Origin of the sequence: Nonomuraea sp. N2-4H (genome assembly GCF_045291505.1) — a bacterium.
Lineage (GTDB): Bacteria > Actinomycetota > Actinomycetes > Streptosporangiales > Streptosporangiaceae > Nonomuraea > Nonomuraea fastidiosa.
Window position 1 is genome coordinate 8,603,805 of record NZ_CP147987.1, and the last position, 23,842, is coordinate 8,627,646.

Sequence of the window (23,842 nt, forward strand, 5' to 3'; positions counted from 1 at the left end):
GAGGCACGAGACGATCACGTACGGAACGAGCGGGGGAAGGGTCTGCGTCCTTCATGTGCTCGTATCCCTGGTACGGAGAATCGGTCACCGCCATTCGGACATCGTACGGGCCCCAGAGCGGTGGTTACCCAAGAAACACGGTCTAATTGGGATGCCCTGTCACAATGGTCGGGTGACAGGAAACGGCAGGTTGGTGCTGGCAGGAGCGCCCATCGGTCAGGTGGGCGACGTCTCCCCGCGGCTGCGCGAGACGCTGGCGAGCGCCGACGTCATCGCGGCCGAGGACACCCGGCGGCTGCGCAGGCTCGCGGCCGACCTCGGGGTCGAGCTGACCGGCCGGGTCGTGTCCTACTACGACCAGAACGAGGCGGGCCGCGCGCAGGAGCTGATCGAGACGCTCAAGCAGGGCCGCACGGTCGTGGTGATCACCGACGCCGGCATGCCGGGAGTGTCCGACCCGGGCTACCGCCTCACCAGCCTGGCCGTCGAGGCGGGCGTGCCGGTCACCGCGCTGCCTGGTCCGAGCGCCGTCACCACCGCGCTCGCGGTGTCCGGCCTGGCCAGCGACCGGTTCTGCTTCGAGGGCTTCCCGCCGCGCAAGCCGGGTGACCGGGCTCGCAGGCTGGCCGGGCTGGCCACCGAGGAGCGCACGATGGTCTTCTTCGAGGCGCCGCACCGGCTGGCGAGCAGCCTTGCGGCGATGGCCGAGGCGTTCGGGCCCGGCCGCAGGGCCGCCGTGTGCCGGGAGCTGACCAAGACGTACGAGGAGGTCCGGAGGGGCGGGCTCGGCGAGCTGGCCGCGTGGGCGGAGGGCGGCGTCAAGGGCGAGATCACGATCGTGGTCGCCGGCCACGTGCCGGGCGAGGTCGAGCGCGACCCCGCCGAGCTGGTCGCGGAGGTGGAGCGCAGGGTCGCGGAGGGCGAGAAGCGCAACGCCGCCATCGCCGGCGTGGCCAAGGAGGCGGGCATGCCCAAACGTGAGCTGTACGACCTGGTGCACAGGGGGAGTCCCGCCTCCTAGGGCGGGCAAGGCCAGGGCGCGGAAGGTCAGGGCGCGCAAGGTCAGGGCGCGCAAGGTCAGGGTGCGCAGACTAGGGTGCGCAGGGTGCGTCATCAGGGGTTATCACCGCGCCGGCTGGTCCCGCCGTTCCAGGAGGGCGCGCTCGCCGGCTGGCTGGGGCCGCTCGCGGTCGCCGTCTTCGGCGGCCTGCTCCGCTTCATCGGGCTCGGCGAGCCGAGAGCCGTCGTCTTCGACGAGACCTACTACGCCAAGGACGCCTACTCGCTGCTGGTCGAGGGCGTGGAGCGCAGCATGCTCGGCGACGCCAAGGACCCCATCGCCGACCGGCGGCTGCTCGCCGGCGACCTCGACATCTTCCGCCAGTGCGCCCAGCCCGAGGACTGCGCGTCCTTCGTGGCGCATCCACCGCTCGGCAAGTGGATGATCGCCGTCGGCGAATGGCTGTTCGGCATGAACCCGTTCGGCTGGCGCTTCGCGGCGGCCCTGGCCGGCACGCTGTCCATCCTGATCCTGGCCAGGGTGGCGCGCAGGATGACCCGTTCCACGCTGCTGGGCTGCCTGGCCGGGTTGCTGCTGGCGCTGGACGGCCTGCACTTCGTGCTCTCGCGCACGGCGCTGCTCGACGTCTTCCTGATGTTCTGGGTGCTGGCCGGGTTCGCCTGCCTGGTGGCCGACCGCGATCACGCGCGGACGCGGCTGGCCGGCCGGTACGCGCCGGAGCTGCTGCGCGGGCCCCGGCTCGGGTGGCGGCCGTGGCGGATCGCGGCCGGGGTGTGCCTGGGCGCCGCCTGCGCGGTCAAGTGGTCGGGGATCTTCTTCCTGCTGGCCTTCGCCGTGCTGTCGCTCATGTGGGACGCCGGTGCCAGGCGGGCGACGGGGGCGCGCGAGCCCTATCGCGGGGCTTTCGCCTACGACGCGCCGAGCGCGCTCGGGGCCTTCGCGCTCGCGCCCGCCCTGACGTACGTGGCCTCGTGGACCGGCTGGTTCGCCACCTCACGCGGCTGGGGGCGCAACTGGGACCAGGCCACCTCGGGCAACCCGGTGTTCTTCGTCGTCGACTCGGCCCGCTCGTGGCTGCACTATCACATGGAGGTCCTCGGCTTCCACAGCAACCTGCAGACGCCGCACCCGTACATGTCGGAGCCGTGGACGTGGCCGCTGCTGCTGCGGCCCGTCGCCTTCTACTACGAGGGCGACAAGGGCGGCTGCGGCGCCGCCGAGTGCTCGCAGGCCGTGATCGGCGTCGGCACCCCCGCGCTCTGGTACGGCTCGGCCATCGCCCTCATCGGCCTCATCGCGTGGTACGTCGCCACCCGCGACTGGCGGGCCGGGGCCGTGCTGCTCGCCTACGCCGCCGGCTGGCTGCCGTGGTTCTACTACGCGGTCGCCGACAACCGCACGATGTACCTGTTCTACATGGCGCCCGTGCTGCCGTTCATGGTGCTGGCCGTAACGCTCATGGCCGGGCTCGTGCTCGGCAAACGCACGGCCACGCCCACGAGACGGGCCGTCGGGGCCGCGGTCGTCGGCGCGTTCGCGCTCATCGTGCTCGTCAACTTCTGGTGGCTGTCGCCCGTGCTGAGCGCCGAGGCCATCACGCACGCACAGTACTGGGCTCGGATGCTGCTGTCCTCCTGGGTGACCACTTCGACCACCTCGGCCACGTGACACCCCGGCGCAGCGTGATCGCCGCGGCGATGCAGGCCAGCGGGACGGCGGGCAGCACGTAGCGGTAGTCGAACTCGGCCGTCGCCGCCGGCGCGAGCAGCAGGCCCATCGCGCCCAGCCACGGCAGCACCACCGGGCCGCCGAACTTGCGCCAGCGCACGACCACGCCGTACAGGCCGATGAGCAGGATGCCGCCGAGCATGATGCCGCGCAGGTAGAACACCTTCTGGTAGCCGCTCATGATGTCGGCCCACGGGTGCACGATGCGGGTCTCCGGCGGGCCCTGCTCGTAGGCGAACGCGTCGGTGTCGGTGCGGCCGCCCGCGTAGGAGGCCCACTTCGGCAGCCGCTTCGGCTGGCCGTTGCCGTCGATCTCGACGTACGGCTTGAACTGGTACATGTTGTACGTCGACTCGTCCGGGAAGCGCGGCCTGCCCCAGTGGAACGAGCGGAAGAAGTCGCGCGCCACCACCTTCAGATAGTCGCCCGGCTGCGACAGGATCGCCCGCGTGGCGAACGCGCTGGCCGCCTCGTTGGTGATCTCGCTCCACTTCTTGTTGGCGCCCCATCGGTGCAGCACCTCGCCGGTGCCGGTGCCGTCGCCGTTGCCCTGACCCCACAGATACCACTGCGCGTAGTCTTTGCGCTGGCTGACCGGGTCGTTGATGCACAGCAGCAGAAGCTGGACCTCTTTGTACTTGTCGATGTCCATCTTGTTGCAGTCGGCGAAGATCGCCGTGCGCATGTAAAGGATCAGCCCGTCGCTGTTGGTCATGGCGAATTTTCCGTGGACGGCGGCGAACCACCCCATGTACGCCATGACGGGCACCGCGCACGCCGTCACCACCGCCGTGATCGGCCGCCACCCCGTCCGCTTGACCAGCAGGTAGAGCACCACCAGCGCCAGGATCGGCAGGCCGATGGAACGGGTCAGCCAGGTGAGCGCCAGGAGCAGGCCGACGACCACGCCCGCCTTCCACGACAGCCGGCGTTTCCACAGCACCAGCGTGATCACGCCCACGACCAGCAGGGTGAACTGCGTGTCGGACATGATGAGCTGTTCGAGCTGGATCTGGTACGCGTCGAACAGCACCGGCGCGGCCGCCAGCGTGGCCCCCCACTTCGGCAGCCGGAACTTGATCCGCAGCAGCGCGTAGATCAGGCAGGCCGTGGCCAGTCCCATGAGGTGCTGGGTGAAGACCACCAGGGTGAAGCTGTGAAACGGCTTCAGCAGCATCAGCCAGAAGCTGTAGCCGTCGGGCCTGATGGGGTGCGGGCGCGGGTGCAGCGCCACCGAGACGTACTCGTACGAGTCGTTGAACCACATCGCCTGCCCGTAGCCGAGCATGGTGATGAGCCGCAGCACGGCACCGGCGCCGAAGGCCGCGGCGAACACCCGATGCCTGCGCAACATGGACAGCGCACGTGCTGCCCGACCAGGGGCGGAGTGGTCCACAGGGGTAATCTCCGCGACGCTCACCATGTTGTAAAGAATGCCAGCCGTTTCGGCGTCCGTGCCCGACCACCGTTACGTTCAGGGCATCATGGTTCACTGGGAAGAGCCTTAACTGAAGGGTAGACACGTGGAACTGACGGTGGTCATGCCCTGCCTCAACGAGGCGGAGACCGTGGAAGTCTGTGTGCGCAAGGCCCTGGCGTGCATGGAGGAGCACGGCATCGAGGGCGAGGTGCTGATCGCCGACAACGGCAGCACGGACGGCTCTCAGCAGCTCGCCCGCGACGCCGGTGCCCGTGTTGTCCATGTCGATGAGAAGGGCTACGGAAACGCCCTTATGGGCGGCATCAGGGCGGCTCGCGGCAAATACGTCATCATGGGCGATGCCGACGACTCCTACGACTTCACCGCGCTGATGCCGTTCGTCGAGCAGCTTCGCGACGGTGCCGACCTGGTGATGGGCAACCGCTTCAAGGGCGGCATCGCCCCCGGCGCCATGCCTCCGCTGCACCGCTACCTCGGCAACCCGGTGCTGTCGTTCATCGGGCGGCTGTTCTTCCCCTCCAAGATCGGCGACTTCCACTGCGGGCTGCGCGGCTTCCGCCGCGACTCCATCCTGAAGCTGCAGCTCCAGACCGGAGGCATGGAGTTCGCCTCGGAGATGGTGGTCCGCTCCACGCTGGCCGGCCTCGACGTACGCGAGGTGCCCACCACGCTCTCGCCCGACGGCCGCTCCCGCCCGCCGCACCTGCGCTCCTGGCGCGACGGCTGGCGCCACCTGCGCTTCCTGCTGCTCTACAGCCCCAAGTGGCTGTTCTTCTACCCCGGCGTGCTGATGATGATGATCGGCCTGGTGGCCGGCACCGCGCTGACGTTCGGCCCGGTCGAGATCGGCGAGCTCGCCTTCGACGTCGACACCCTGGTCGGCACATCGGCCCTGGTGGTGATCGGCTTCCAGGCGGCGCTGTTCGCCGTCTTCACCAAGGTCTACGCGGCGGAGGAGGGCTTCCTGCCGGAGTCGCCGCGCATCCGCAGGCTGATCGACATGGTGAGCCTGGAGAAGGGCCTCGTCGTCGGCGGCCTGCTCGCGCTCGCCGGTCTCATCGGCCTGGTCATGTCGCTGGTCCACTGGCAGGTGCGCAGCTTCGGCGAGCTCGACCCGCGCGAGTCGCTGCGCCTCGTCGTGCCCTCGGCGACCGCGCTCATCATGAGCTTCCAGACCATCTTCGCGGCGCTGTTCATCAGCATCCTGGGCATCCGCCGCACCCGCGAGACGCCCATCGACAACGCCGCCGCCGCGGCCGAGGAGGCCGCCGCGGCCATCTCGCTCGAAGAGCCGACCACCAAGCGATAACCGTCCGCACACCGGTGCGCGCGTGCCCCGCGGGTTTCACCGCCCGCGGCACGCGCGCCGCCGCGGAGGGGGAGTCGCGGAACAAACGATCGCCAACCACCCCGTAGGCTTGGAACCATGTCCCAGCACATCTTGACCGCCGTTGCTTGGCCCTATGCCAACGGCCCCCGTCACATCGGGCACGTGTCCGGGTTCGGCGTGCCGTCCGACGTCTTCAGCCGTTACCAGCGGATGGCGGGCAACAAGGTGCTGATGGTGTCCGGCACCGACGAGCACGGCACCCCGATCCAGGTGCAGGCCGACAAGGAAGGCGTGACGGCGAAGGAGCTCGCCGACCGCTACAACCGCGTCATCGCCGAAGACCTGACCGGGCTCGGGCTGTCCTACGACCTGTTCACCAGGACGACGACGAAGAACCACTACGCCGTCACGCAGGAGATCTTCAAGGGTCTCTACGACAACGGCTACATCGTCCCCAAGACCACGATGGGGGCCATCTCGCCGTCCACCGGCCGCACACTGCCCGACCGCTACATCGAGGGCACCTGCCCCATCTGCGGCTACGACGGCGCGCGCGGCGACCAGTGCGACAACTGCGGCAACCAGCTCGACCCGATCCAGCTCATCAACCCCAAGAGCCGCATCAACGGCGAGACGCCGACGTTCGTCGAGACCGAGCACTTCATGCTCGACCTGCCGGCCTTCTCCGAGGTGCTGGGCTCCTACCTGCAGTCCAAGCAGGGCGAGTGGCGGCCCAACGTGCTGAAGTTCGCGCTCAACCTGCTCGGCGACCTCCAGCCGCGGGCCATCAGCCGCGACCTCGACTGGGGCGTGCCGATCCCGCTCGACGGCTGGCGCGACCAGCCCAACAAGCGCCTGTACGTGTGGTTCGACGCGGTCATCGGCTACCTGTCGGCCTCCATCGAGTGGGCCAAGCGCTCCGGCGACCCCGACGCCTGGCGTCAGTGGTGGCAGAATCCCGACGCCCGCGGCTACTACTTCATGGGCAAGGACAACATCGTCTTCCACGCCGAGATCTGGCCGGCGATGCTGTTCGGCTACAACGGCCAGGGCGACCACAACGGCACGCCCGGCTCGCTCGGCGCGCTCAACGTGCCGTCCGAGGTGGTCTCCAGCGAGTTCCTGACCATGGAGGGCCGCAAGTTCTCCTCCTCGCGCCAGGTCGTCATCTACGTCCGTGACTTCCTCGAGCGCTACGACGCCGACGCCCTGCGCTACTACATCGCGGTCGCCGGGCCGGAAAACCAGGACACCGACTTCACCTGGCAGGAGTTCGTCAACCGCAACAACGGCGAGCTGGTCGCGGCCTGGGGCAACCTCGTCAACCGCTCGATCTCCATGGCGGCGAAGAACTTCGGCGCGGTGCCCGAGGCCGGGCAGCTCACCGACGCCGACCGCGCCCTGCTGGAGCGCTCGCGCAACGCGTTCGGGCCCGTGGGCGCCGAGCTCAGCCGCTCGCGCTTCAAGAACGCCATCACCGAGGCGTTCGACGTCGTCCGCGAGGCCAACAAATACCTGGCCGAGCAGGAGCCGTGGAAGCTCAAGGACGACCCCGAGCGGCAGAAGTCGATCCTGCACGTCGCGCTGCAGGTGGTCGACGACGCCAAGACGCTGCTGACGCCGTTCCTGCCCAGCTCGTCCAACAAGGTCTATGCCATGCTGGGCGGCCAGGGCGTCTGGTCCGGCATGCCGGAGATCCGCGAGGTCGACGAGGACGGCGGCACGCCGTACCCCGTCATCACCGGCGACTACGACGGTGAGGCGCGCTGGGAGCACCGGCCGATCAAGCCCGGCACTCCGCTCGCGCCGCCGTCGCCGCTGTTCAAGAAGCTCGACCCGAAGGTCGTCGACGAGGAGCTGGCCAGGCTGGCCGAGTGAGCCGCACGGCGCGGCGGGGGCTACCGTAGATCCCGTGAGCAAGCTTCCCGCCGCGCCAGAGCCGCTTTCCTCGCCCGTGTTCGACAGCCACTGCCACCTCGACATCATGGTGGGCAACCGGCAGGCGTCATCGGGCGACCCGGTGGCGCAGGCCGCCCAGGCGGCCGAGGCCAGCGTGCACAGCATCCTCGCCGACGCCCGCGCGGTCGGCGTGACGCGGCTCGTCACCATCGGCTACGACCTGACCTCCTCGCGCTGGAACGCCGACGCGGCGGCCGGTCAGGAGGGCGTGTACGCCGGGGTGGCCATCCACCCCAACGAGGCCCACGCCGCCACCCCCGAGGCGCTCGCCGAGATCGAGGAGCTGGCCCGGCGGCCCGAGGTGCGGGCGGTCGGCGAGACCGGCCTCGACTACTACCGCGACTGGGCGAGCAAGGACGACCAGCACGCCAGCTTCCGCGCGCACATCGAGATCGCCAAGCGCACCGGCAAGGCGCTGGTCATCCACGACCGCGAGGCGCACGACGACGTGCTGAAGGTGCTGGCCGACGAGGGCGCGCCGGACGTGGTGGTGTTCCACAGCTTCTCCGGGGACGCCGAGATGGCCAAGAAGTGCGCCGAGGCCGGATATTTCATGTCCTTCTCCGGGCCTGTGACGTACAAGAACGCCCACTACCTGCGCGAGGCCGCCGCGGTCGCGCCGCCCGAGCTGATGCTGGTCGAGACCGACGCCCCCTACCTGCCGCCGGTCCCGCACCGCGGCAAGCCCAACGCCCCCTACCTCATCCCGCTCACCCTGCGCTGCCTCGCCGAGGTCAAGAACGTCCATCCCGACCGGTTGTGCGAGGCGATCAGCGCCAACGGAGTCACGGTCTTCGGCGAGTGGTGACCATGATTCGGGCAAGGCATCACGGGCGGACGTCGATTTCTCGCTAGCGTTCGGGCCGTTTCCGGTTATCGGAGGTGGCCCGTTGCGAGGAAAGAGGCGTGCGCCCCGTCCGCCCATCCCGTGGCGTTCCCCATGGACGCCCGTCGTCTGCGCGGCCGGCGCGCTGGCCGTCGGCACGCTCGTGACCGTCTCGCTCCTCGTCAAAGAGGTCACGGTGGTCGTGGACGGCGAGCGCAGGCCCGTGCACGCCATGGCCGCCACCGTCGGCGAGGTGCTCGACGACACCGGCATACGGCTCGGCTCCGGCGACGTCGTACGCCCCGCCGCGCACCAAGAGGTCTCCGACGGAACCACCATCGAGGTGCGCCGCGCCCGCCCCATCACCCTGACCCTCGACGGCCGGACCAGCACGCACCTCGTCACCGCCACCAACGTCGGCGACGCGCTCGCCGAGCTCGACCTCACCCCCGCCGCCGGGCGGCTGTCCGCACCGCCCGCGTACGAGGTGCCGCTCGAAGGCATGGCGCTGACCTTCTACACCCTGCGCAAAGTGCACGTCATGACCGGCAACACCCGGCGCACCTCACGGACCACCGCCAAGACCGTGCGCGGCGTGCTCCGCCAGCAGGGCATCCGGGTGCGGCGCGGCTACCTGGTCGATCCGCCGCTCGACAGCTTTCCCAAGGAAGGGACCGTGATCAGGGTCGCGCCGCCGCGTACCGTGACCATTCCGCGCGACGTGGCCCGGCTCGACTGGGAGGCGCTGGCCGACTGCGAGTCCGGCGGCGACCCGCAGGCGTACAACCCGGACGGGCCGTACTACGGGATGTACCAGTTCAGCCTGCCCGTCTGGGAATCGGTGGGCGGGATGGGGCTGCCGTCGGAGTGGCCGGAGGAGGAGCAGACCTATCGGGCGCAGGTGCTGTACCGGCAGGTGGGTGGGAGGTGGCAGGGGGTGTGGCCGGCGTGCGGCGACCGCCTGTTTCCCAGCACCTGACCGCTGCGGCGCACCTGGTTCAGCCGGCGAGGCTGACGCCGAAGTCGGCGCCTTTCGGCGGTTGCAGCGGCTTGAACGTCTCGGCGTTCCTGCCCGCCACCGCGACCCGCCCGTACGGCCGCGCGTCCGGCTGACCCACGTACAGCCTGTTGCCGCTGAACGCCACCGACCAGCCGAACAGCCCCTCCGTGTCCTCAAGCCGCCGATCCTCGGCCGCGTTCTTCCACGAAATCACCCGAACGCCGCCCCCGTAAGGAGCGCCGATCGCCAGCCGCCCGTCCGTCGAGGCCGCCAGCGAGAAGCCGAACGCCTGCTCGCCCTCCTGCGTCACCCGCCGCAGGGGCTTTCTGTCCGTGCCGAGCAGATCGACGTACCCGGGGCCGGGTGAGCCGATCGCGTACCCGGAGCCCTCGGAGTAGGCGACCGCGTAGCCGTACCGGTCGCCGGAGGTGCCGGTCGGGGAGTCCAGCTTCTCCGAGGTGAGCTTCGCCGCCAGCACGTCGTCGATGAACACCACCGAGCCCGAGTCGATCTTCCCGTCCTCGACCTGGCGGCCCAGGCCGTCGTCGTTCTCGTACGGGACACCGACGACCAGCGCGTTCTTCGGGCCGAACGCCAGCGACCAGCCGAACTGGTCGCCCACCTCGCTGTTGCCCCGCACGTCCACGCTCTCCTGGCTGATGCGGCGTAGCTCGCCCGCGCCCTTGCGGACGTACACGGCGCCTGTGTCCTGGAGGTCCCCTTCGTCCTCGTACGGCGCGCCGATCGCCACCAGGTCGCCCTTGGCGGCCAGCGACCAGCCGAAGTGGGCGAACCGCTGCGGGCGCGTCGCGGTCAGCCGCTGCGGGGACGCGACCCGGCCGCCGTAGACCACGAACACCGCGCCGGCGTCCTCCACGCCGTCCACATCCGCGTACGGGGCGCCGATCACCAGGTCGGCGCAGGAGTCACCATTGAGCTGCGCCAGCCGTACCGACCAGCCGAGCCCGTCACCCCTCGCCACGCCCGGCACCGAGACCGGCACGACCTTGCCCGCTGATAGGACGTGCACGGCCCCTTTCTGCCCGTCCCCGAACGGGTCACCGGCCACCACATCACCCGCCCCGTCGCCGTCGAAGTCGGCATCACCGGCGCAGGCAGGGGGTTCACCGCCGGTCGTGCGGAGGGCTGTTTCATGGACGGCGGTCGTGTGGACGGCGGTCGTGTGGACGGTGGCTTCACTGACGGCGGTCGCCTGGGCGCCGGCCGTCGAGCCGGCGAGAGGGACACCCGCCACGACCAGCATGACCAGCAGCAGCACAGCCTTCCTGATCACCCCAGCGCCACCTCGATCTGCCGCCCGTTCTCGAGCATGGTCGCCGTCATCTTCACCGGCTTGCGGTACGGGGCCAGGTCGAACACGAACGCGCTGTCCAGCCGTCCGCCCGGCGGGATGGCCGGGGGCAGCGTGAGAGCCGCCGCGTCGTGCTCGGCGCCCCGATCGTCCACCAGCGTCACCACGGGCTGGATCAGATCCCGCCGCGTCCCGCTCGGGTTGATCACCGTCCAGCGGATCACGCAGAGCTGCCCCTTGCTCGCCGTCATGTCCTGGTACGTCCGCAGCCCGCACTGCGGCGCCTCCGGGACGATCGCCACCGGATCGTCGAAGCCGGGGCCCAGGGCGAACCTGCGTCCCACGTCATTGGGCTGCTCGCTGTCCGCCGCCTGGGAGGGGGCGCCGGGGTTCGCGGTGATGGCGGTGTTGCGCCCGGACGTCGCGATCAGCACCGCCACCGTCACGACGATCGCCGCCACGGCCGCCGCAGCGGCGAGGAGCCAGCGCGTGCCCGGTGTACGGGGGCCGCCGAGGGTGTCGGGCTCGTCGACGGGGGTGAGCGGAGGCCGCGTCCCCGGCTGCGTATCCGTACCTAATTCCTGCCCCGCGCCCGCGGCACCCGGCACAGACCCGCCGGCCAGCACGGACCCGCTGCCTGGGACGGACCCGCCGCCTGAGACGGAGCCACCTGGGACGGACCCGCCACCTGGGACGGACCCGCCGCCTGGGACGGACCCGCCACCTGGGACGGACCCGCTACCCGGCAGAGACCTGGCACCCGGCACCGTCCCCCACCCGGTAGGGAGCCGGCACCCGGTAAGGCTCCGCCACCGCGCGCCCCACCGCCCGGCGCGCCCTCGCCACGTGGGGCCGGCCCGCCGTCCTGTCCGGCACCCTGCTGAGACGGCGCGGCATCGTCCCGTACCGGCGAGTCGTCGTCCTTCAGCGACCGCTTCCCGAACGGGAACAGCCCCCGCACCCGGCCCGCCTCCTGCGGAGAGCCGGTCTGGCCGGGCACCTTCCAGCGAGCGAGCTCCTGCCTGGCCGCCTCTTCCTCCTGACGGGCCCGCTCCTCGATAGACGCCTGCTCGGCCACGTCCTTCGGGACGGGATCCGAAGCGGCGGCACCGAACGACGCAGGCGGCACGGTCGGCCGCGAGCCGCCACCTGGAGCGACATCCGGATCCTCTCGCGTCGCATCACTCGGGGGCGGGGTGGTGAAAGTGGCCGTGATGTCCGGCTCATCGACGACGTTCTGGGGCGGCTCCCACTCGCCCAGCATCTCGGTGGCCACCAGCGTCGGCGGGTCGGCGGGAGCCGCAGCCGTAGTCGTAGGCGCGCTCCCGCCCACCAAGGCGATCAGCAGGTCCTGCGCGCTGGGCCGCAGGGAGGGGTCCATGGAGGTGGCCCGGCGTACGAGTTCGTTGAGCGGAGCGGGCAGCGCCCCCAGGTCGGGCGGCGTGTTGAGCACCCGGTGCGCCAGCGTGATGGGGTCGCCACGCCCGAACGGGTGCCGCCCGTTCCCCGCATAAGCCACCAGGCAGCCCCAGGCGAAGATGTCGGCCGCCGGGCTGACCGGCTCGCCGCGTACCTGCTCAGGAGCCCACCACCCCGGACTGCCCAGCAGCTCGCCGGACATCGTGAACCCCGTCTCGCGATCGAGCGCCCGCGCGATCCCGAAGTCGATCACGCGCGGCCCGGAGATGGACAGGATCACGTTCGCCGGTTTGAGGTCCCTGTGCACGAGCCCGGCCACGTGGATCGCCGCGAGCGCCGCCGCCACGCCCAGCGCGACGCCGTGCAGCGGCCCGGGGTCGAGCGCCCCATGGTTCGCGATCTGCGCGGACAGGGCAGTGCCCGCGATGTACTCGGTCACCATGTAGGGCCGGCCGTCGGCGGTGTTGCCGTTGTCGAGCACCTGGGCGGTGCAGAACGACGCCACCCGCCTGGCGTTCTCCACCTCGGCATGGAAGCGTGCCGCGAACCCCTCCTGATTGGCGTACGCCGCCTTCACCACCTTGACCGCGACGAAACGCCCGGTCGGGGCCTTGGCGAGGAACACGGTCCCCATGCCGCCCTCGCCGAGGCGGCCCAGCAGCCGGTACGGCCCGATCTCCCGCAAGTCGGTCGGCCGGAGCGGCGCGGCGCCCGTTGGCTCCATGAGGGACGTCCCTTCCTGTTCCACGCCATCCTCTCCTCTGATCTCCCCACGCGCCATCGCACGTCCTTCATGCGGGAGACTGGTTGGATGATGAGGCTGTTGGGCCCTGCAGAAATACGTATTTTGGCGGACAAGCTAGATCTTCGTCCGACAAAGAAGCTCGGGCAGAACTTCGTGATCGATGCCGGAACGGTCCGGCGCATCGTCCGCGTCGCCGACCTCTCACCCGACGACGTCGTCATAGAGGTCGGTCCCGGCCTCGGCTCGCTGACCCTCGCGCTGCTGCCGTCGGCCGCCCACGTGGTCGCCGTCGAGATCGACCCGGTGCTCGCCGCCCAGCTCCCCATCACGGTCGCCGAGCGCGCCGATGCCGGCAACCTCACGGTCGTCAACGCCGACGCGATGAAGGTCACGCCCGGCGACCTGTCCGGCCACCGGCCCACCGCGCTCGTGGCGAACCTCCCGTACAACGTGGCCGTCCCTGTGGTGCTGCACCTGCTGGAGGTGCTGCCCTCGCTGCGCAAGGGGCTGGTCATGGTGCAGTCGGAGGTGGCCGACCGCCTCGCCGCAGGCCCGGGCTCGAAGGTGTACGGCGTGCCGTCGGTCAAGGCCGCCTGGTACGCCGACGTACGCAGGGCCGGGCCTGTCGGCCGCAGCGTCTTCTGGCCCGTACCGAACGTCGACTCCGGCCTGGTCTCCCTGGTCCGCCGCGACCCGCCGCCCACCACGGCCACCCGCGAGGAAGTCTTCGAGGTGGTGGACGCCGCCTTCGCCCAACGCCGCAAGACCCTCCGCGCCGCCCTGGCGACCTGGGCCGGCAGCGCCGCCGACGCGGAACGTACGCTGAGGGCGGCCGGCGTGGACCCGTCGGCGCGCGGCGAACAACTCGACGTCCAGGCCTTCGCCCGCATAGCCGAACACCGCCCCTGACCGGTTCGCACGGCCGGGAGCCTGCACCCCCGATCCGCGTGGTTCGTGCGGGCTCCGCCTCTTTGCGATCGGTGTGGTTCGTGCGGGCTCCGCCTTCGCGATCGGTGTGGTTCGTGCGGGCTCCGCCTTCGCGATCCGCGTAGTTCGGTGCGGGCTCTGCCTCTCCGCAATTCGTGGTTTGTGCAGGCCCCACCCCGCATTCGCGTGATTCGTGCGGCTTGCCGCGATCCGCCAGGTCGTGAACCTTCGACCCGGCCGGCCCCGTACCTGCTCACCACCAGGGCTGATCCTTGTCAGACCCCGGACCGGCCAGACCCTGCCAGACCCGGTCCAACCCCGGACCGGCCGGACCCTGGATCTGCGAGGTCCTTAAACCTGCGAGACCCGTGGAGCTGCGAGGTCCTTAGACCCGCGAGACCCCTGTTCCCGCGAGACCTCTGTTCCCGCGAGACCTCTGGAGCTGCGAGGACCCTGAACCGGAGAGACCCCTGGACGTGCGAGGACCCGGACTCGCGAGGGTCCTGAGCGGAAGAGGAGCCTGCGCTGCTCAGCAGCGTGGCTCCTCAACCAGGCGATGACCAGGCGATGAACAGGGAGGGCGATGACCAGGCGGTGAACAGGGCGATGACCCGGCGGTGAACAGGGAGGGCGATGACCAGGCGATAACCGGGGGATTTCCACAGGTCCAGCCTCCCCGTGTCCTCCCGGGTCCACAGAACCGTGCTCGGCACGATCCCGCCCTCGCCCAGCACCGGATCCTGGCCTCCCACCCCCGTTCAGCCTGGGAGGCACCCATGACCAAGAACTCCGTCTTCCTCTGGTTCACTCTCCGCCCCGCCCTGCTCATCGCGTTCGTCGCAGTTCTCCTCACAGCCATGACCACCCCCGCCGAAGCCGCTCGCAAGAAGAAGGCCATGACGAAGGGACAGATCGCCGCCGCAGCCGCCCTGACCCAACTAGGCGTCGCCTTCTCCTGGGGCGGCGGCTCGCCCAAAGGCCCCACGTTCGGCATAGGCAGAGGCGCGAGAACCAGAGGCTTCGACTGCAGCGGCCTGACCCTCTACGCCTGGTCCAGAGCCGGCGTGCGGCTGAGTCACTACACGGGAGCCCAGTTCCGCCAAGGCCGCCGCATCCCGCTCTCGGCCCGCCGTACCGGCGACCTGCTCTTCTTCGGCGGCGGCACCGGCGCGCCCACCCACGTCGCCCTCTACCTAGGCAGCGGCATCATGATCCACGCCCCCAAGACCGGCGACGTGGTCAGGAAGACAAGCTTCCTCAACATTCCCTACTACCGATCTTCGTTCCGAGGCGCCGTCCGTCCAGGTTGAGAACTCAACCAGCTCGGCCGTACCCGCAAGCGTCGCGACTACGCAGCGTCCGCGCCGCAGTCCTCCGGCACTCGTACCACGCTCCGAGCTCCGACGTCCGACCTCCGATGTGCAACCGGGTGGGGCGTGCGCGGACGCTGGGCGTGCGAAACCGAGGCGTGGCGTGCGCGGACGCCGGTCGTCCGCACCGCACCCCCGCCCTGCGGGCTCAGCGTTGGCGTGCTCCGAGATCCGGTTGGCCGTCCCGATGCCGGCGTGGACCGCAGTCCAGTTCCGGTGTGTTCAGCGTTGGCGTGCTCCGATATCCGGTTGGCCGTCCCGATGCCGGCGTGGACCGCAGTCCAGTTCCGGTGTGTTCAGCGTTGGCGTGCTCCGATATCCGGTTGGCCGTCCCGATGCCGGCGTGGACCGCAGCCCCGCCTCGGTGCGTTCAGCGTTGTCGTGCCCCGGGACTCGCGGTAGGCCCGACGTGCGCGTGGACCGCAGTCCCGTTCCGGTGTGTTCAGTGTTTGCGTGCTCCGGGGTCCGGTCGGTGGGCCCGATGTCCGCGTACATCGCGGCCCTGCCTCGGCGCGTCCAACGTTTCCGTGCCCCGGAATCCGGTCGGCGGGCCTGACGCCTGCGTACATCGGACCCCCGCTCCGCGAATTGACGCGCTCCTCGTGTGCTTTCACGTTCGCGAGCACTTGGGTGTGGGCCAGGTTCCGGGGCCCGGTCACCCTTGCTGCAGGTCCAGGCATGTGGGGCGGGCGCCGGTGGTCACAGTACGCCGAGTTCGAGTGCAGACCTCCGACGTTCAGGTTCCATCTCACCCGGCCAGGACTGCGTGCACGCTGATGCCGCACCGAGCGTGATTCAAGTCCCGGTTCGGGGGAGCGTAGGCCTGCCTGGCGCCGTGTGCGCGTCTCCAGCCGGCCTCGCGGGAGAATCGCGTCTCCAGCTGGCTTCGCGGGAAAGTCGCGTCTCCAGCCGGCCTCGCGGAAGCGTCGCGCCTTCAGCCGGACGGGCGTGTGTGATCGCTCTGTGAGGTGGTGGTCTGTGGGCGGCCGGGCCTCTCGGGAGAGTCGCGCCTTCAGCTGGCCTCCTGGCGGAGCCGCGCCTTCGCCGGCCTGCTTGGGGGTGCATGCCTGCACCAGATCGCTCACCAGAGAGGACAGCAGCTCCTGGTCTTCCTTGCGGGACGGCTCGTACTCCATCAGTCCCAGCCCGACCACCTTGAACCGCTCGCCCACGGCGCGCACCAGTGACAGTAGCTCTTCGGGTCGCAGTCCGTCGGGCGCGGGCGATCCCACGCTGGCGAAAATCTCCGGGTCCAGCACGTCGAAGTCGATGTGTACGTACACGACGGTGTCGTCGTCCGATGCCGCCGCTGCCGCGTGGGAGGCGCTCGTTGCGATGCTCGCGTCCGTGCCCGAGGTTGCGATGCTCGCGTCCGTGCGCGAGGTCGACGCGCGTTCCTTACGGCGGGATTCGATCGCTTCGATCAGGGCCTCCGCGTCCGCGCCTGGCGGCAGGAGCGGCACGCCCGCGCCCTCGATGAACTCCTTCTCCCCGGCGTCCAGATCGCGTACTCCGGCCAGGACGATCTGCCGCGACGTCAGCGGCTCGCCGGCCACCAGGCCGGTGGGGCCGTCACCGGTGAGGGCACGCAGGACCATGCCGTGGTAGGCGCCGGAGGGCGAGGTGGCGGGTGTGTTCAGGTCGCCGTGGGCGTCGAACCAGATCACGACCAGCCGGTCCCCGTACCGTCTCCGCGCCGCCGCGATCGGCTGCAGCTCGACACCGCAGTCCCCGCCCGTGGTGACCACGAAGCCGTCGGACGTTTGCTCAAGGGCGGTGCGCACCCGTGACGCTGTGATGACGAGGTCGTCCTCGACCGCGACCCGTACCCGACGCTCGGCGCCCACCATGTCGGCGAGCAGCCGCGCCCCTTCCTTCAGGCGTTCGGCGGTGCGCGAGCCCGATCCCCGCCACTGCGGCACCTCGATCACTGTCACCATGTCGTTCACCACCTTCATCGGGAAGAACGCCGTAAGGAGGGCGGGGCGGACCCACATTGCGTAATTCGCTCGGGGCTCGCCTTCTCCGCAAAAGTCGTCCGATGTGTTCACGCATTGTCATCACGGAGGTTCGGGGCATTTGGTGACCAACTTGACTCTCCGTGGTGAGGAGTCGGCAGACCTTGGCGTCATATTTCGAGAACCGCATGTCAGGGCTCCGCGCCCCGATAACATCGAGTGTCCTTGACCCCGGCAAGTAGTGAGAGTGGCAGAAGATCGATGAGTTCGGTGACCGTACGTGTGCCCGCGAAGGTCAACGTGCAGCTTTCTGTCGGCCCGCTCAGGGAAGATGGCTACCACGACCTGGTCAACGTCTTCCACGCCGTGTCGATCTTCGATGAGGTGGTGGCGAAGGAGGCCGAGGGGATCACCGTTCAGGTGAACGGGAAGTGGTCCGACCAGGTGCCGATCGACGACAGCAACCTCGCCATCCGGGCCGCTCGCGCTCTCGCCAAGCACGCCGGACGGAGCTACGGCGCCGAGCTGATCATCCACAAGAACATCCCGGTCGCGGGCGGCATGGCGGGCGGCAGCGCCGACGCGGCCGGCGCGCTCGTGGCCTGCAACGAGCTGTGGGGTCTGGGGCTGCCCATGGACGACCTCATGGAGATCGCCGGCGACCTGGGCAGCGACGTTCCGTTCTCGCTCATCGGCGGTACGGCGGTCGGCACCGGGCGCGGCGAGCAGCTGAGCGAGCTGCCCACCGGGGGCACCTTCCACTGGGTGTTCGCCCTGGCCAACGGCGGTCTGTCGACGGCCAAGGTGTACGCCGAGTGCGACCGCCTCCGAGCGGAGTCCAACGCCGAGGTGCCGTGGCCGACGCTCAACGACTCCCTGATGGAGGCGCTCGGCACCGGCGACGCGTACGCACTCGGCGCCCACCTCAGCAACGACCTCCAGCCCGCCGCACTCAACCTCCGCCCCGAGCTCGGCCCGACCCTCGACTCCGGCCGCCAGCACGGCGCACTCGGGGCGATCGTCTCCGGGTCGGGGCCGACCTGCGCGTTCCTCGCCATCGACGCCACCCACGCCCGCGACCTGGCCGAGAGCCTCACCGCCACGGGCGCCGCCCACACGGCCGTCGCCGCCCACGGCCCGGTCCAGGGCGCCACCGTGATCTGAGTCTGCGGCTTCCGGGAAGCCGGGCGTGCTCGGAGGCGAAGGTCGGTTTCAAGGGGGGCCGGTCTTGAACCCGGTCGCGGGCGCTTGGGGTTCGTTCCGGGGGCTGGTCTCAGGGGCTAGCGTCGATCTTCGGGTGTGCTGAGGTTCGGTTCCAAGGGCCGCGTGCTCTCGGTCTTCGGGCGTTCAGCGTGGTCGAAGGGGCATCCGGGAGCGATCTTGGTGCAGCCGCCCGGGGCGCGCTCCTCGCGCGATCGCCCCGGAGCCGGGAACTCCGATGAGCTCTCGTGGGGCGATCTTGATCGGCTGGTGAGGCGGGCTTGGTCGCACGTCCATGCGCGGCCTGCGCGGGTCTCTGGGCGGGTTCTCTATGCGTGGCCTGGGCGGGTCTAGGTGGTTCTCCATGCGTGACCTGGGCGGGTCTGGGCGGGGTTCTTCAAGCGCGGCCTGGGGGGTCTGGGCGGGTTGTCCAAGCAGGGTTCTCGGCGGCTCTCGAGCGCCTCATCGGCGGTGGCAGCGCGGGCGGGCGGGACGTGGGGAGCCGATACCCTGGGAAGGCCATGAATCTGGTCAATCTCGAGTCGGTCTCCCACGCCTACGGCCCCAAGCCGCTCCTCACCGACGTCTCCCTCGGTGTCGAGGAAGGCGACCGCATCGGTGTCGTCGGGCGTAACGGAGGCGGCAAGACGACGCTGCTGTCCGTGCTATCGGGCACGCTACGCCCCGACAGCGGCCGCGTCACCCACAGCCGCGGCCTGCGGGTGGGGTTCCTGACGCAGCAGGACGCCCTCGATCCCACGCTCACCGTGCGCGAGACGGTGCTCGGCGGGCTGGCGGAGCACGAGTGGGCGGGCGACCAGCGCGTACGTGAGATCCTCGCCAACCTGATCGGCGACCTCGACCTCGACGCCAAGGCGGGCGACCTGTCGGGCGGTGAGCGCAGGCGTACGGCGCTGGCCAAGCTGCTCATCGACGACCACGACCTGATCATGCTCGACGAGCCCACCAACCACCTCGACATCGAGGCCATCGCGTGGCTGGCCGGGCACCTGGCCGGCCGCAAGAGCGCGCTGGTGGTCGTCACGCACGACCGGTGGTTCCTCGACGCGGTCTCGACCCGTACGTGGGAGGTCGTGGACGGCCGGGTGGAGCGCTACGAGGGCGGCTACGCGGCGTACGTCCTGGCGAAGGCCGAGCGGGCCCGCATCGCCCAGGCCGCCGAGGAGCGCCGTCAGAACCTCATGCGCAAGGAGATCGCCTGGCTGCGGCGCGGCCCGCCCGCCCGTACGTCCAAGCCGAAGTTCCGCGTTGAGGCCGCCCAGGCGCTGATCGCGAACGAGCCGCCGCCCCGCGAGACCGTCGAGCTGATGCGCTTCGCCGCGGCCAGGCTCGGCAAGACGGTGTACGACCTCGAAGACGTCACCCTCCACGCCGGCGGCCCCGGCACGGGTCCGCTGGTGCTCGACCGCCTCACCTGGCAGTTCGGCCCCGGCGACCGCATCGGGCTGATCGGGGTGAACGGGTCGGGCAAGTCGTCGGTGCTGCGCCTGCTTGCCGACACGATCAAGCCCGACTCCGGCCGGGTGATCAGGGGCAAGACCGTACGCCTCGCGCATCTGTCGCAGGAGCTGGGCGAGCTCGACCCCACGCGGCGGGTGCTGGAGTCGGTGGAGGAGATCCGCAAGTACCTCAAGGTCGGCAAGCGCGAGTGGACCGCCTCCCAGCTGCTCGAACGCCTCGGCTTCCGCGGCGAGGCGCAGTGGAAGGTGGTCGGCGACCTGTCCGGCGGCGAGCGGCGGCGGCTGCAGTTGCTGCGGCTGCTCATGGACGACCCCAACGTGCTGCTGCTCGACGAGCCCACCAACGACCTCGACATCGAGACGCTCAACGAGCTCGAAGACCTGCTGGACGGCTGGCCGGGCACGCTGATCCTGGTGAGCCACGACCGCTACTTCCTCGAGCGGGTCACCGACAAGTGCGTGGCGCTGCTGGGCGACGGCAAGCTGTCGCTGCTGCCCGGCGGGGTGGACGAATATCTCGAACGCCGCGCCGCCGGCACGGCCGTGACCGCCCGCCTCGGCGTGGGCGCCGCGCCTGCCGCGTCCGAGCCTGCCGCCGCCGCGCAGCCGAGCGCGTCCAGCGCGCCGAGCACGCCCAGCGGGTTGTCGGCCAAGGAGGAGCGCGAGCTTCGCAAGGAGCTCAACCGCCTGGAACGTCAGCTCGACAAGCTGAGCGACCAGGAGGCCAAGCTGCACGCGGCCATGGCGGAGGCGGCCAGCGACTACGCCAAGCTGGGCGAACTCGACGCTCAGCTCCGCGAGATCACGGCCCAGAAGGACGCGATCGAGGCCGAGTGGCTCGAAGTCGCCGACCGCCTGGGCGAGTGACCGGCTCGCCAGGTGGGCCCGCTGGGACCGCCTGGAGGCTGCGAACGGCCCCGATCCCGCATCGGATCGGGGCCGTTCTCGTTTCCGCGGGAGGTGTGGGCCGGCGGGGCTCGTCGGTCGCCCTGCGAAGGGCGAAAGGGATCGCGGTGGTGTTCGTCGGTCGCCTTCGCGTGTGGTGTGGGGATCGTCGGTCGGGAACTGGGCGGTCGTCCCCGCGAAGGGCGTAGGGGGGTCGTTCGGGGCTCGTCGGGCGCCCTCACGAAAGGCATGGGGGATCGCCTGCGGGGCTTGTCGGCCGTACCCGCGAAGGCCGGGAGTGGATCGAAGGCGTGCGTGGTGGGTCAGAGAGGGGAGTCGAAGGGGGTGAGGAGGGTGCGGAGGAGGTCGGCGAGGGTGCGCTGATCGGCGGGGCCGAGGCTGGACAGCAGCTCCCGCTCCCTCCGCAAAAGGTCGGCGAATGCGGCGTCCACCCGCGCCAGCCCCGTCTCGGTGAGGGAGACGAGCACGCCACGCCGGTCTTCGGGGTCGGGCCGCCGGCGGACGAGCCCGGCCTGGGCGAGGCGGTCGATGCGGTTGGTCATGGTGCCCGAGGTCACGAGCGTGGCTCTGAGCAGGGCACCGGGACTGAGCTCGTAGGGCTTTCCGGCCCGGCGCAGCGCCGTCAGCACGTCGAACTCCCACGGCTCCAGATCGTGCTCGGCGAACGCCGCGCGCCGCGCACGGTCGAGATGCTTGGCCAGTCGTGACACCCTAGAGAGCACCTGGAGCGGCTCAACGTCGAGATCGGGGCGCTCCGTCCGCCAAGCCGCGACGAGGCGATCGACCTCGTCCCTAGCATCTTCCGTCATGACACACAAGTGTACTGTCTTGACATCGAGATATCCCTCTCGATATCAATTATCTTCATGTCGAGAGATATCTGGGACCCTGTGACGTACGCCGTCTACGCGGACGAGCGGTCGCGGCCGTTCATCGAGCTCATCTCAAGGGTGGGGGCGGTAGAGCCCGATTATGTCGTGGACATGGGCTGCGGCAGCGGTGAACTCACCGTCGAGCTGGCCAATCGCTGGCCCAATGCGACGATCGAGGGCTTCGACTCCTCCCCGGCCATGATCGGCAAGGCCAGGAAGCTGGAGTCGAAGGTCAGGTTCCAGGTCGCCGACGCCGCCACCTGGCGCCCTGACCGGCCCGTCGACGTGATCATTTCGAACGCGCTGCTGCAGTGGGTGCCCGACCACCACTCCGTGCTGGAGCACTGGATGGAGGAGCTGGCCCCGGGCGGCTGGCTGGCCTTCCAGGTGCCGGGCAACTTCGACGCGCCCAGCCATGTGGCCATCCGCGAGCTGTGCAACTCCCGCGCCTGGTCCGACAAGCTCGGCGGCTACACACGGGGCACGCCGGTGAGCGAGCCCCTGGAGTACGTCGACCTGCTCAACCAGGGCGGCTCGCAGGTTGACGCCTGGGAGACCACGTACGTGCACATCCTCCAAGGAGAGAACCCGGTGCTCGAGTGGGTCTCCGGCACGGCGCTACGCCCGATCTTCGACCGGCTCGACCAGGACGACCAGCGGCGGTTCAAGAACGACCTGGGCAAGCTGCTCGCCGAGGCGTACCCGGCGAGGAGCTACGGGACGCCCTTCCCGTTCCGGCGCATTTTCGTCGTGGTCCAGAAGTAGCGGCCCATCTTCTGAGGTGCCGCTTCGGGTGGCATCATGGTCCGAATCAGGACTCTTGCGAGGTGCAGTGGGCATCGAGATCGAGGACAAGTTCGACGTCCCGGCGGACTATGAGCTCCCGGACCTCAGCAGCCTGGCCGAGGTGACCGGGCCGAGGAGTTTCCGGCTCGTGGCCCTGTACTACGACACCCCCGATCTGCGCCTGGCCGCGCGCGGCGTGACGCTCAGAAGGCGGCGCGGCGGTGACGACGCCGGCTGGCACCTCAAGCTGCCCAAGGCCAAGGGCGTACGCCAGGAGATCACCCACCCGCTCACCCGCAGCACCAAGATCGTCCCCGCCGAGCTGGCCGAGCTCGTCCGCGCCTACACCCGCGGCGCCGAGCTGGTGGCCGTGGCCGAGCTGGAGACCCGCAGGAGCGTCACCGTGCTGCGCGAGGACGGCACCGATCTGGTGGAGATCGCCGACGACCGGGTCAAGGGCACCGTGTTCGGCGATGAGCCGAGGGTGGTGCGCTGGCGCGAGGTGGAGGCCGAGCTGCTCGAAGGCGGCACCCAGAAGCTGCTGAAGAAGGTCGGCAAGCGGCTGCGCGCGGCCGGAGCCGTACCGTCGCAGGCAGGCAACAAGCTGGCCAAACTGCTTGAGCCCGCGCCGCCGGCCATCGCCGCCACGAAGCCGGGCAGCGCGGGCGAGGTGGTGATGGCCTACCTGGCCGAGCAGGTGCAGGCCCTGCTGGCGCAGGATCCGAGGGTGCGCCGCGCCGAGGAGGACGCCGTGCACCAGATGCGGGTGGCCGCCCGCAGGCTGCGCAGCGCGCTCAAGGCGTTCAAGACCGTCGTGACCGGCACGCGTGGGGTGCAGGAGGAGCTGCGCCGGCTGGGCAACGTCCTCGGCGAGGCCCGCGACCTGGAGGTGATCAGGGCCAGGTTCACCAACGCGCTCAAGGGCCTGGAGCCCGAGCTGATCGTCGGCGACGTCGAGACCCGGCTCGGCGCCGACCTGCTGGAACGCGAGCGGCAGGCGTACGAGCGGATCAAGGAGGAGCTCAGCGGCGAGCGCTACTACCGCCTCCTCGACGCCCTGGACGCCCTGCTCGCCGCCCCGGAGCTGGGCAAGGCGGCGGCCAAGCCCGCCCAGGAGAAGCTGCGCGACCTCGCCAGGGCCGGTTGGGAGCGGGTGACCACCGCGTACGAGCGCGCGCAGGCCATCGGCGACCCCGAACGCCGCGAGATCGCCATGCACGACGTGCGCAAGGCGGCCAAGCGCGCCCGCTACACCGCAGAGGCGCTCCGGCCGATCCTCGGCGACGACATGGGCACGCTGGCCGGGCTGGCGGAGGACATCCAGGAGGTGCTGGGCGCCTACCAGGACGGCGTGGTCGCGCAGGAGCTGCTGGCCAGGGAGGCGGCGAGCGCCCGCGATGCGGGCCAGGACACCTTCACGTACGGCCTGCTCATCGGCCTCGAACGCGGCACCGCCGAACGCGCGCACGCCGACTTCCCCAAGGTGTGGAAGAAGACCTGCAAGGCGGCCGAGGCCGTCCTGTAACGGCGGGCCGGAGGCCCGGCTCCTCGCCGGGCGCCC

General features: G+C 70.3%; 18 protein-coding genes. 12 read left to right on the forward strand and 6 right to left on the reverse strand.

All coding sequences use genetic code 11. From position 1 onward, the window contains the following. The first annotated feature begins 172 nt into the window (after nucleotides 1-172). Both rsmI and WBK31_RS39850 read left to right on the forward strand, forming a co-directional pair. A complete protein-coding gene (gene rsmI / locus WBK31_RS39845; RefSeq protein WP_364069563.1) occupies nucleotides 173-1,021 on the forward strand; it encodes a 16S rRNA (cytidine(1402)-2'-O)-methyltransferase in 849 nt (282 codons plus the stop codon). A gap of 84 nt (nucleotides 1,022-1,105) precedes the next feature. After that, nucleotides 1,106-2,689: a dolichyl-phosphate-mannose--protein mannosyltransferase gene (locus WBK31_RS39850; protein ID WP_378785293.1), complete on the forward strand. Its 1,584-nt coding sequence runs from the start codon at nucleotides 1,106-1,108 to the stop codon at nucleotides 2,687-2,689. On the opposite strand, the gene WBK31_RS39855 is transcribed toward WBK31_RS39850, so the two are convergent. Beyond that, nucleotides 2,616-4,103 carry a hypothetical protein gene (locus tag WBK31_RS39855; RefSeq protein ID WP_406674087.1) on the reverse strand — a complete coding sequence of 496 codons (1,488 nt, stop codon included), beginning with the start codon at nucleotides 4,101-4,103 and terminating at the stop codon, nucleotides 2,616-2,618. The two genes, WBK31_RS39850 and WBK31_RS39855, sit on opposite strands and share 74 nt — an antisense overlap. Nucleotides 4,104-4,272: 169 nt before the next feature. Here WBK31_RS39855 and WBK31_RS39860 point away from each other — a divergent pair, with 169 nt between their 5' ends. From WBK31_RS39860 to WBK31_RS39875, 4 genes are all read left to right on the forward strand, one after another. After that, on the forward strand, nucleotides 4,273-5,499 hold the full coding sequence (locus WBK31_RS39860; RefSeq protein ID WP_364069569.1) for a glycosyltransferase family 2 protein: 1,227 nt from the start codon (nucleotides 4,273-4,275) through the stop codon (nucleotides 5,497-5,499). A gap of 117 nt (nucleotides 5,500-5,616) precedes the next feature. Further along, nucleotides 5,617-7,398: a methionine--tRNA ligase gene (gene metG, locus WBK31_RS39865; protein WP_364069571.1), complete on the forward strand. Its 1,782-nt coding sequence runs from the start codon at nucleotides 5,617-5,619 to the stop codon at nucleotides 7,396-7,398. Nucleotides 7,399-7,432: 34 nt separating this feature from the next. Then, nucleotides 7,433-8,287, forward strand: a complete 855-nt coding sequence (locus WBK31_RS39870; protein WP_378785292.1) for a TatD family hydrolase — start codon at nucleotides 7,433-7,435, stop codon at nucleotides 8,285-8,287. Nucleotides 8,288-8,369: 82 nt separating this feature from the next. Beyond that, nucleotides 8,370-9,284 carry a ubiquitin-like domain-containing protein gene (locus tag WBK31_RS39875; protein ID WP_364069575.1) on the forward strand — a complete coding sequence of 305 codons (915 nt, stop codon included), beginning with the start codon at nucleotides 8,370-8,372 and terminating at the stop codon, nucleotides 9,282-9,284. Nucleotides 9,285-9,303: 19 nt separating this feature from the next. Here the strand turns inward: WBK31_RS39875 and WBK31_RS39880 are convergent, their stop codons facing one another. The 3 genes from WBK31_RS39880 to WBK31_RS39890 form a co-directional block, all read right to left on the reverse strand. Then, nucleotides 9,304-10,599, reverse strand: a complete 1,296-nt coding sequence (locus tag WBK31_RS39880; RefSeq protein WP_406674088.1) for a hypothetical protein — start codon at nucleotides 10,597-10,599, stop codon at nucleotides 9,304-9,306. Next, nucleotides 10,596-11,078 carry a hypothetical protein gene (locus WBK31_RS39885; RefSeq protein WP_406674089.1) on the reverse strand — a complete coding sequence of 161 codons (483 nt, stop codon included), beginning with the start codon at nucleotides 11,076-11,078 and terminating at the stop codon, nucleotides 10,596-10,598. Before WBK31_RS39885 ends, WBK31_RS39880 begins: the two co-directional genes overlap by 4 nt. Before the next feature lie 113 nt (nucleotides 11,079-11,191). Further along, nucleotides 11,192-12,760 carry a serine/threonine-protein kinase gene (locus WBK31_RS39890; protein ID WP_406674090.1) on the reverse strand — a complete coding sequence of 523 codons (1,569 nt, stop codon included), beginning with the start codon at nucleotides 12,758-12,760 and terminating at the stop codon, nucleotides 11,192-11,194. A gap of 69 nt (nucleotides 12,761-12,829) precedes the next feature. Here WBK31_RS39890 and rsmA point away from each other — a divergent pair, with 69 nt between their 5' ends. Together rsmA and WBK31_RS39900 are read left to right on the forward strand one after the other, a co-directional pair. Further along, entirely contained in the window at nucleotides 12,830-13,690 is an 861-nt protein-coding gene (gene rsmA / locus WBK31_RS39895; protein WP_364069581.1) for a 16S rRNA (adenine(1518)-N(6)/adenine(1519)-N(6))-dimethyltransferase RsmA, read from the forward strand. A gap of 794 nt (nucleotides 13,691-14,484) precedes the next feature. Continuing rightward, entirely contained in the window at nucleotides 14,485-15,018 is a 534-nt protein-coding gene (locus WBK31_RS39900; RefSeq protein ID WP_378785286.1) for an NlpC/P60 family protein, read from the forward strand. Between the two features lie 356 nt (nucleotides 15,019-15,374). On the opposite strand, the gene WBK31_RS39905 is transcribed toward WBK31_RS39900, so the two are convergent. Then, a complete protein-coding gene (locus WBK31_RS39905; protein ID WP_406674091.1) occupies nucleotides 15,375-17,036 on the reverse strand; it encodes an arginase family protein in 1,662 nt (553 codons plus the stop codon). 261 nt (nucleotides 17,037-17,297) lie between these two features. On the opposite strand from WBK31_RS39905, the gene WBK31_RS39910 reads away from it, so the two are divergent. Both WBK31_RS39910 and WBK31_RS39915 read left to right on the forward strand, forming a co-directional pair. Continuing rightward, nucleotides 17,298-18,200 carry a 4-(cytidine 5'-diphospho)-2-C-methyl-D-erythritol kinase gene (locus WBK31_RS39910; protein ID WP_364069587.1) on the forward strand — a complete coding sequence of 301 codons (903 nt, stop codon included), beginning with the start codon at nucleotides 17,298-17,300 and terminating at the stop codon, nucleotides 18,198-18,200. Between the two features lie 557 nt (nucleotides 18,201-18,757). Beyond that, on the forward strand, nucleotides 18,758-20,584 hold the full coding sequence (locus tag WBK31_RS39915) for an ABC-F family ATP-binding cassette domain-containing protein (protein WP_378785283.1): 1,827 nt from the start codon (nucleotides 18,758-18,760) through the stop codon (nucleotides 20,582-20,584). Between the two features lie 341 nt (nucleotides 20,585-20,925). On the opposite strand, the gene WBK31_RS39920 is transcribed toward WBK31_RS39915, so the two are convergent. Then, on the reverse strand, nucleotides 20,926-21,432 hold the full coding sequence (locus tag WBK31_RS39920) for a MarR family transcriptional regulator (RefSeq protein ID WP_364069591.1): 507 nt from the start codon (nucleotides 21,430-21,432) through the stop codon (nucleotides 20,926-20,928). Between the two features lie 57 nt (nucleotides 21,433-21,489). Here WBK31_RS39920 and WBK31_RS39925 point away from each other — a divergent pair, with 57 nt between their 5' ends. After that, a complete protein-coding gene (locus WBK31_RS39925) occupies nucleotides 21,490-22,260 on the forward strand; it encodes a trans-aconitate 2-methyltransferase (RefSeq protein ID WP_364069593.1) in 771 nt (256 codons plus the stop codon). Between the two features lie 67 nt (nucleotides 22,261-22,327). Then, a complete protein-coding gene (locus WBK31_RS39930) occupies nucleotides 22,328-23,806 on the forward strand; it encodes a CYTH and CHAD domain-containing protein (protein WP_364069595.1) in 1,479 nt (492 codons plus the stop codon). Nucleotides 23,807-23,842 lie beyond the last annotated feature (36 nt).

Coding starts and splice junctions, on each gene's coding strand:
- WBK31_RS39855 (WP_406674087.1), bottom strand. CDS start 4,103: ATGTTGCGCAGGCATCGGGTGTTCGCCGCGGCCTTCGGCGCCGGTGCC.
- metG (WP_364069571.1), top strand. CDS start 5,617: ATGTCCCAGCACATCTTGACCGCCGTTGCTTGGCCCTATGCCAACGGC.
- WBK31_RS39890 (WP_406674090.1), bottom strand. CDS start 12,760: ATGGAGCCAACGGGCGCCGCGCCGCTCCGGCCGACCGACTTGCGGGAG.
- rsmA (WP_364069581.1), top strand. CDS start 12,830: ATGCGGGAGACTGGTTGGATGATGAGGCTGTTGGGCCCTGCAGAAATA.
- WBK31_RS39900 (WP_378785286.1), top strand. CDS start 14,485: ATGACCAAGAACTCCGTCTTCCTCTGGTTCACTCTCCGCCCCGCCCTG.
- WBK31_RS39905 (WP_406674091.1), bottom strand. CDS start 17,036: ATGAAGGTGGTGAACGACATGGTGACAGTGATCGAGGTGCCGCAGTGG.
- WBK31_RS39910 (WP_364069587.1), top strand. CDS start 17,298: ATGAGTTCGGTGACCGTACGTGTGCCCGCGAAGGTCAACGTGCAGCTT.
- WBK31_RS39915 (WP_378785283.1), top strand. CDS start 18,758: ATGAATCTGGTCAATCTCGAGTCGGTCTCCCACGCCTACGGCCCCAAG.
- WBK31_RS39920 (WP_364069591.1), bottom strand. CDS start 21,432: ATGACGGAAGATGCTAGGGACGAGGTCGATCGCCTCGTCGCGGCTTGG.
- WBK31_RS39925 (WP_364069593.1), top strand. CDS start 21,490: ATGTCGAGAGATATCTGGGACCCTGTGACGTACGCCGTCTACGCGGAC.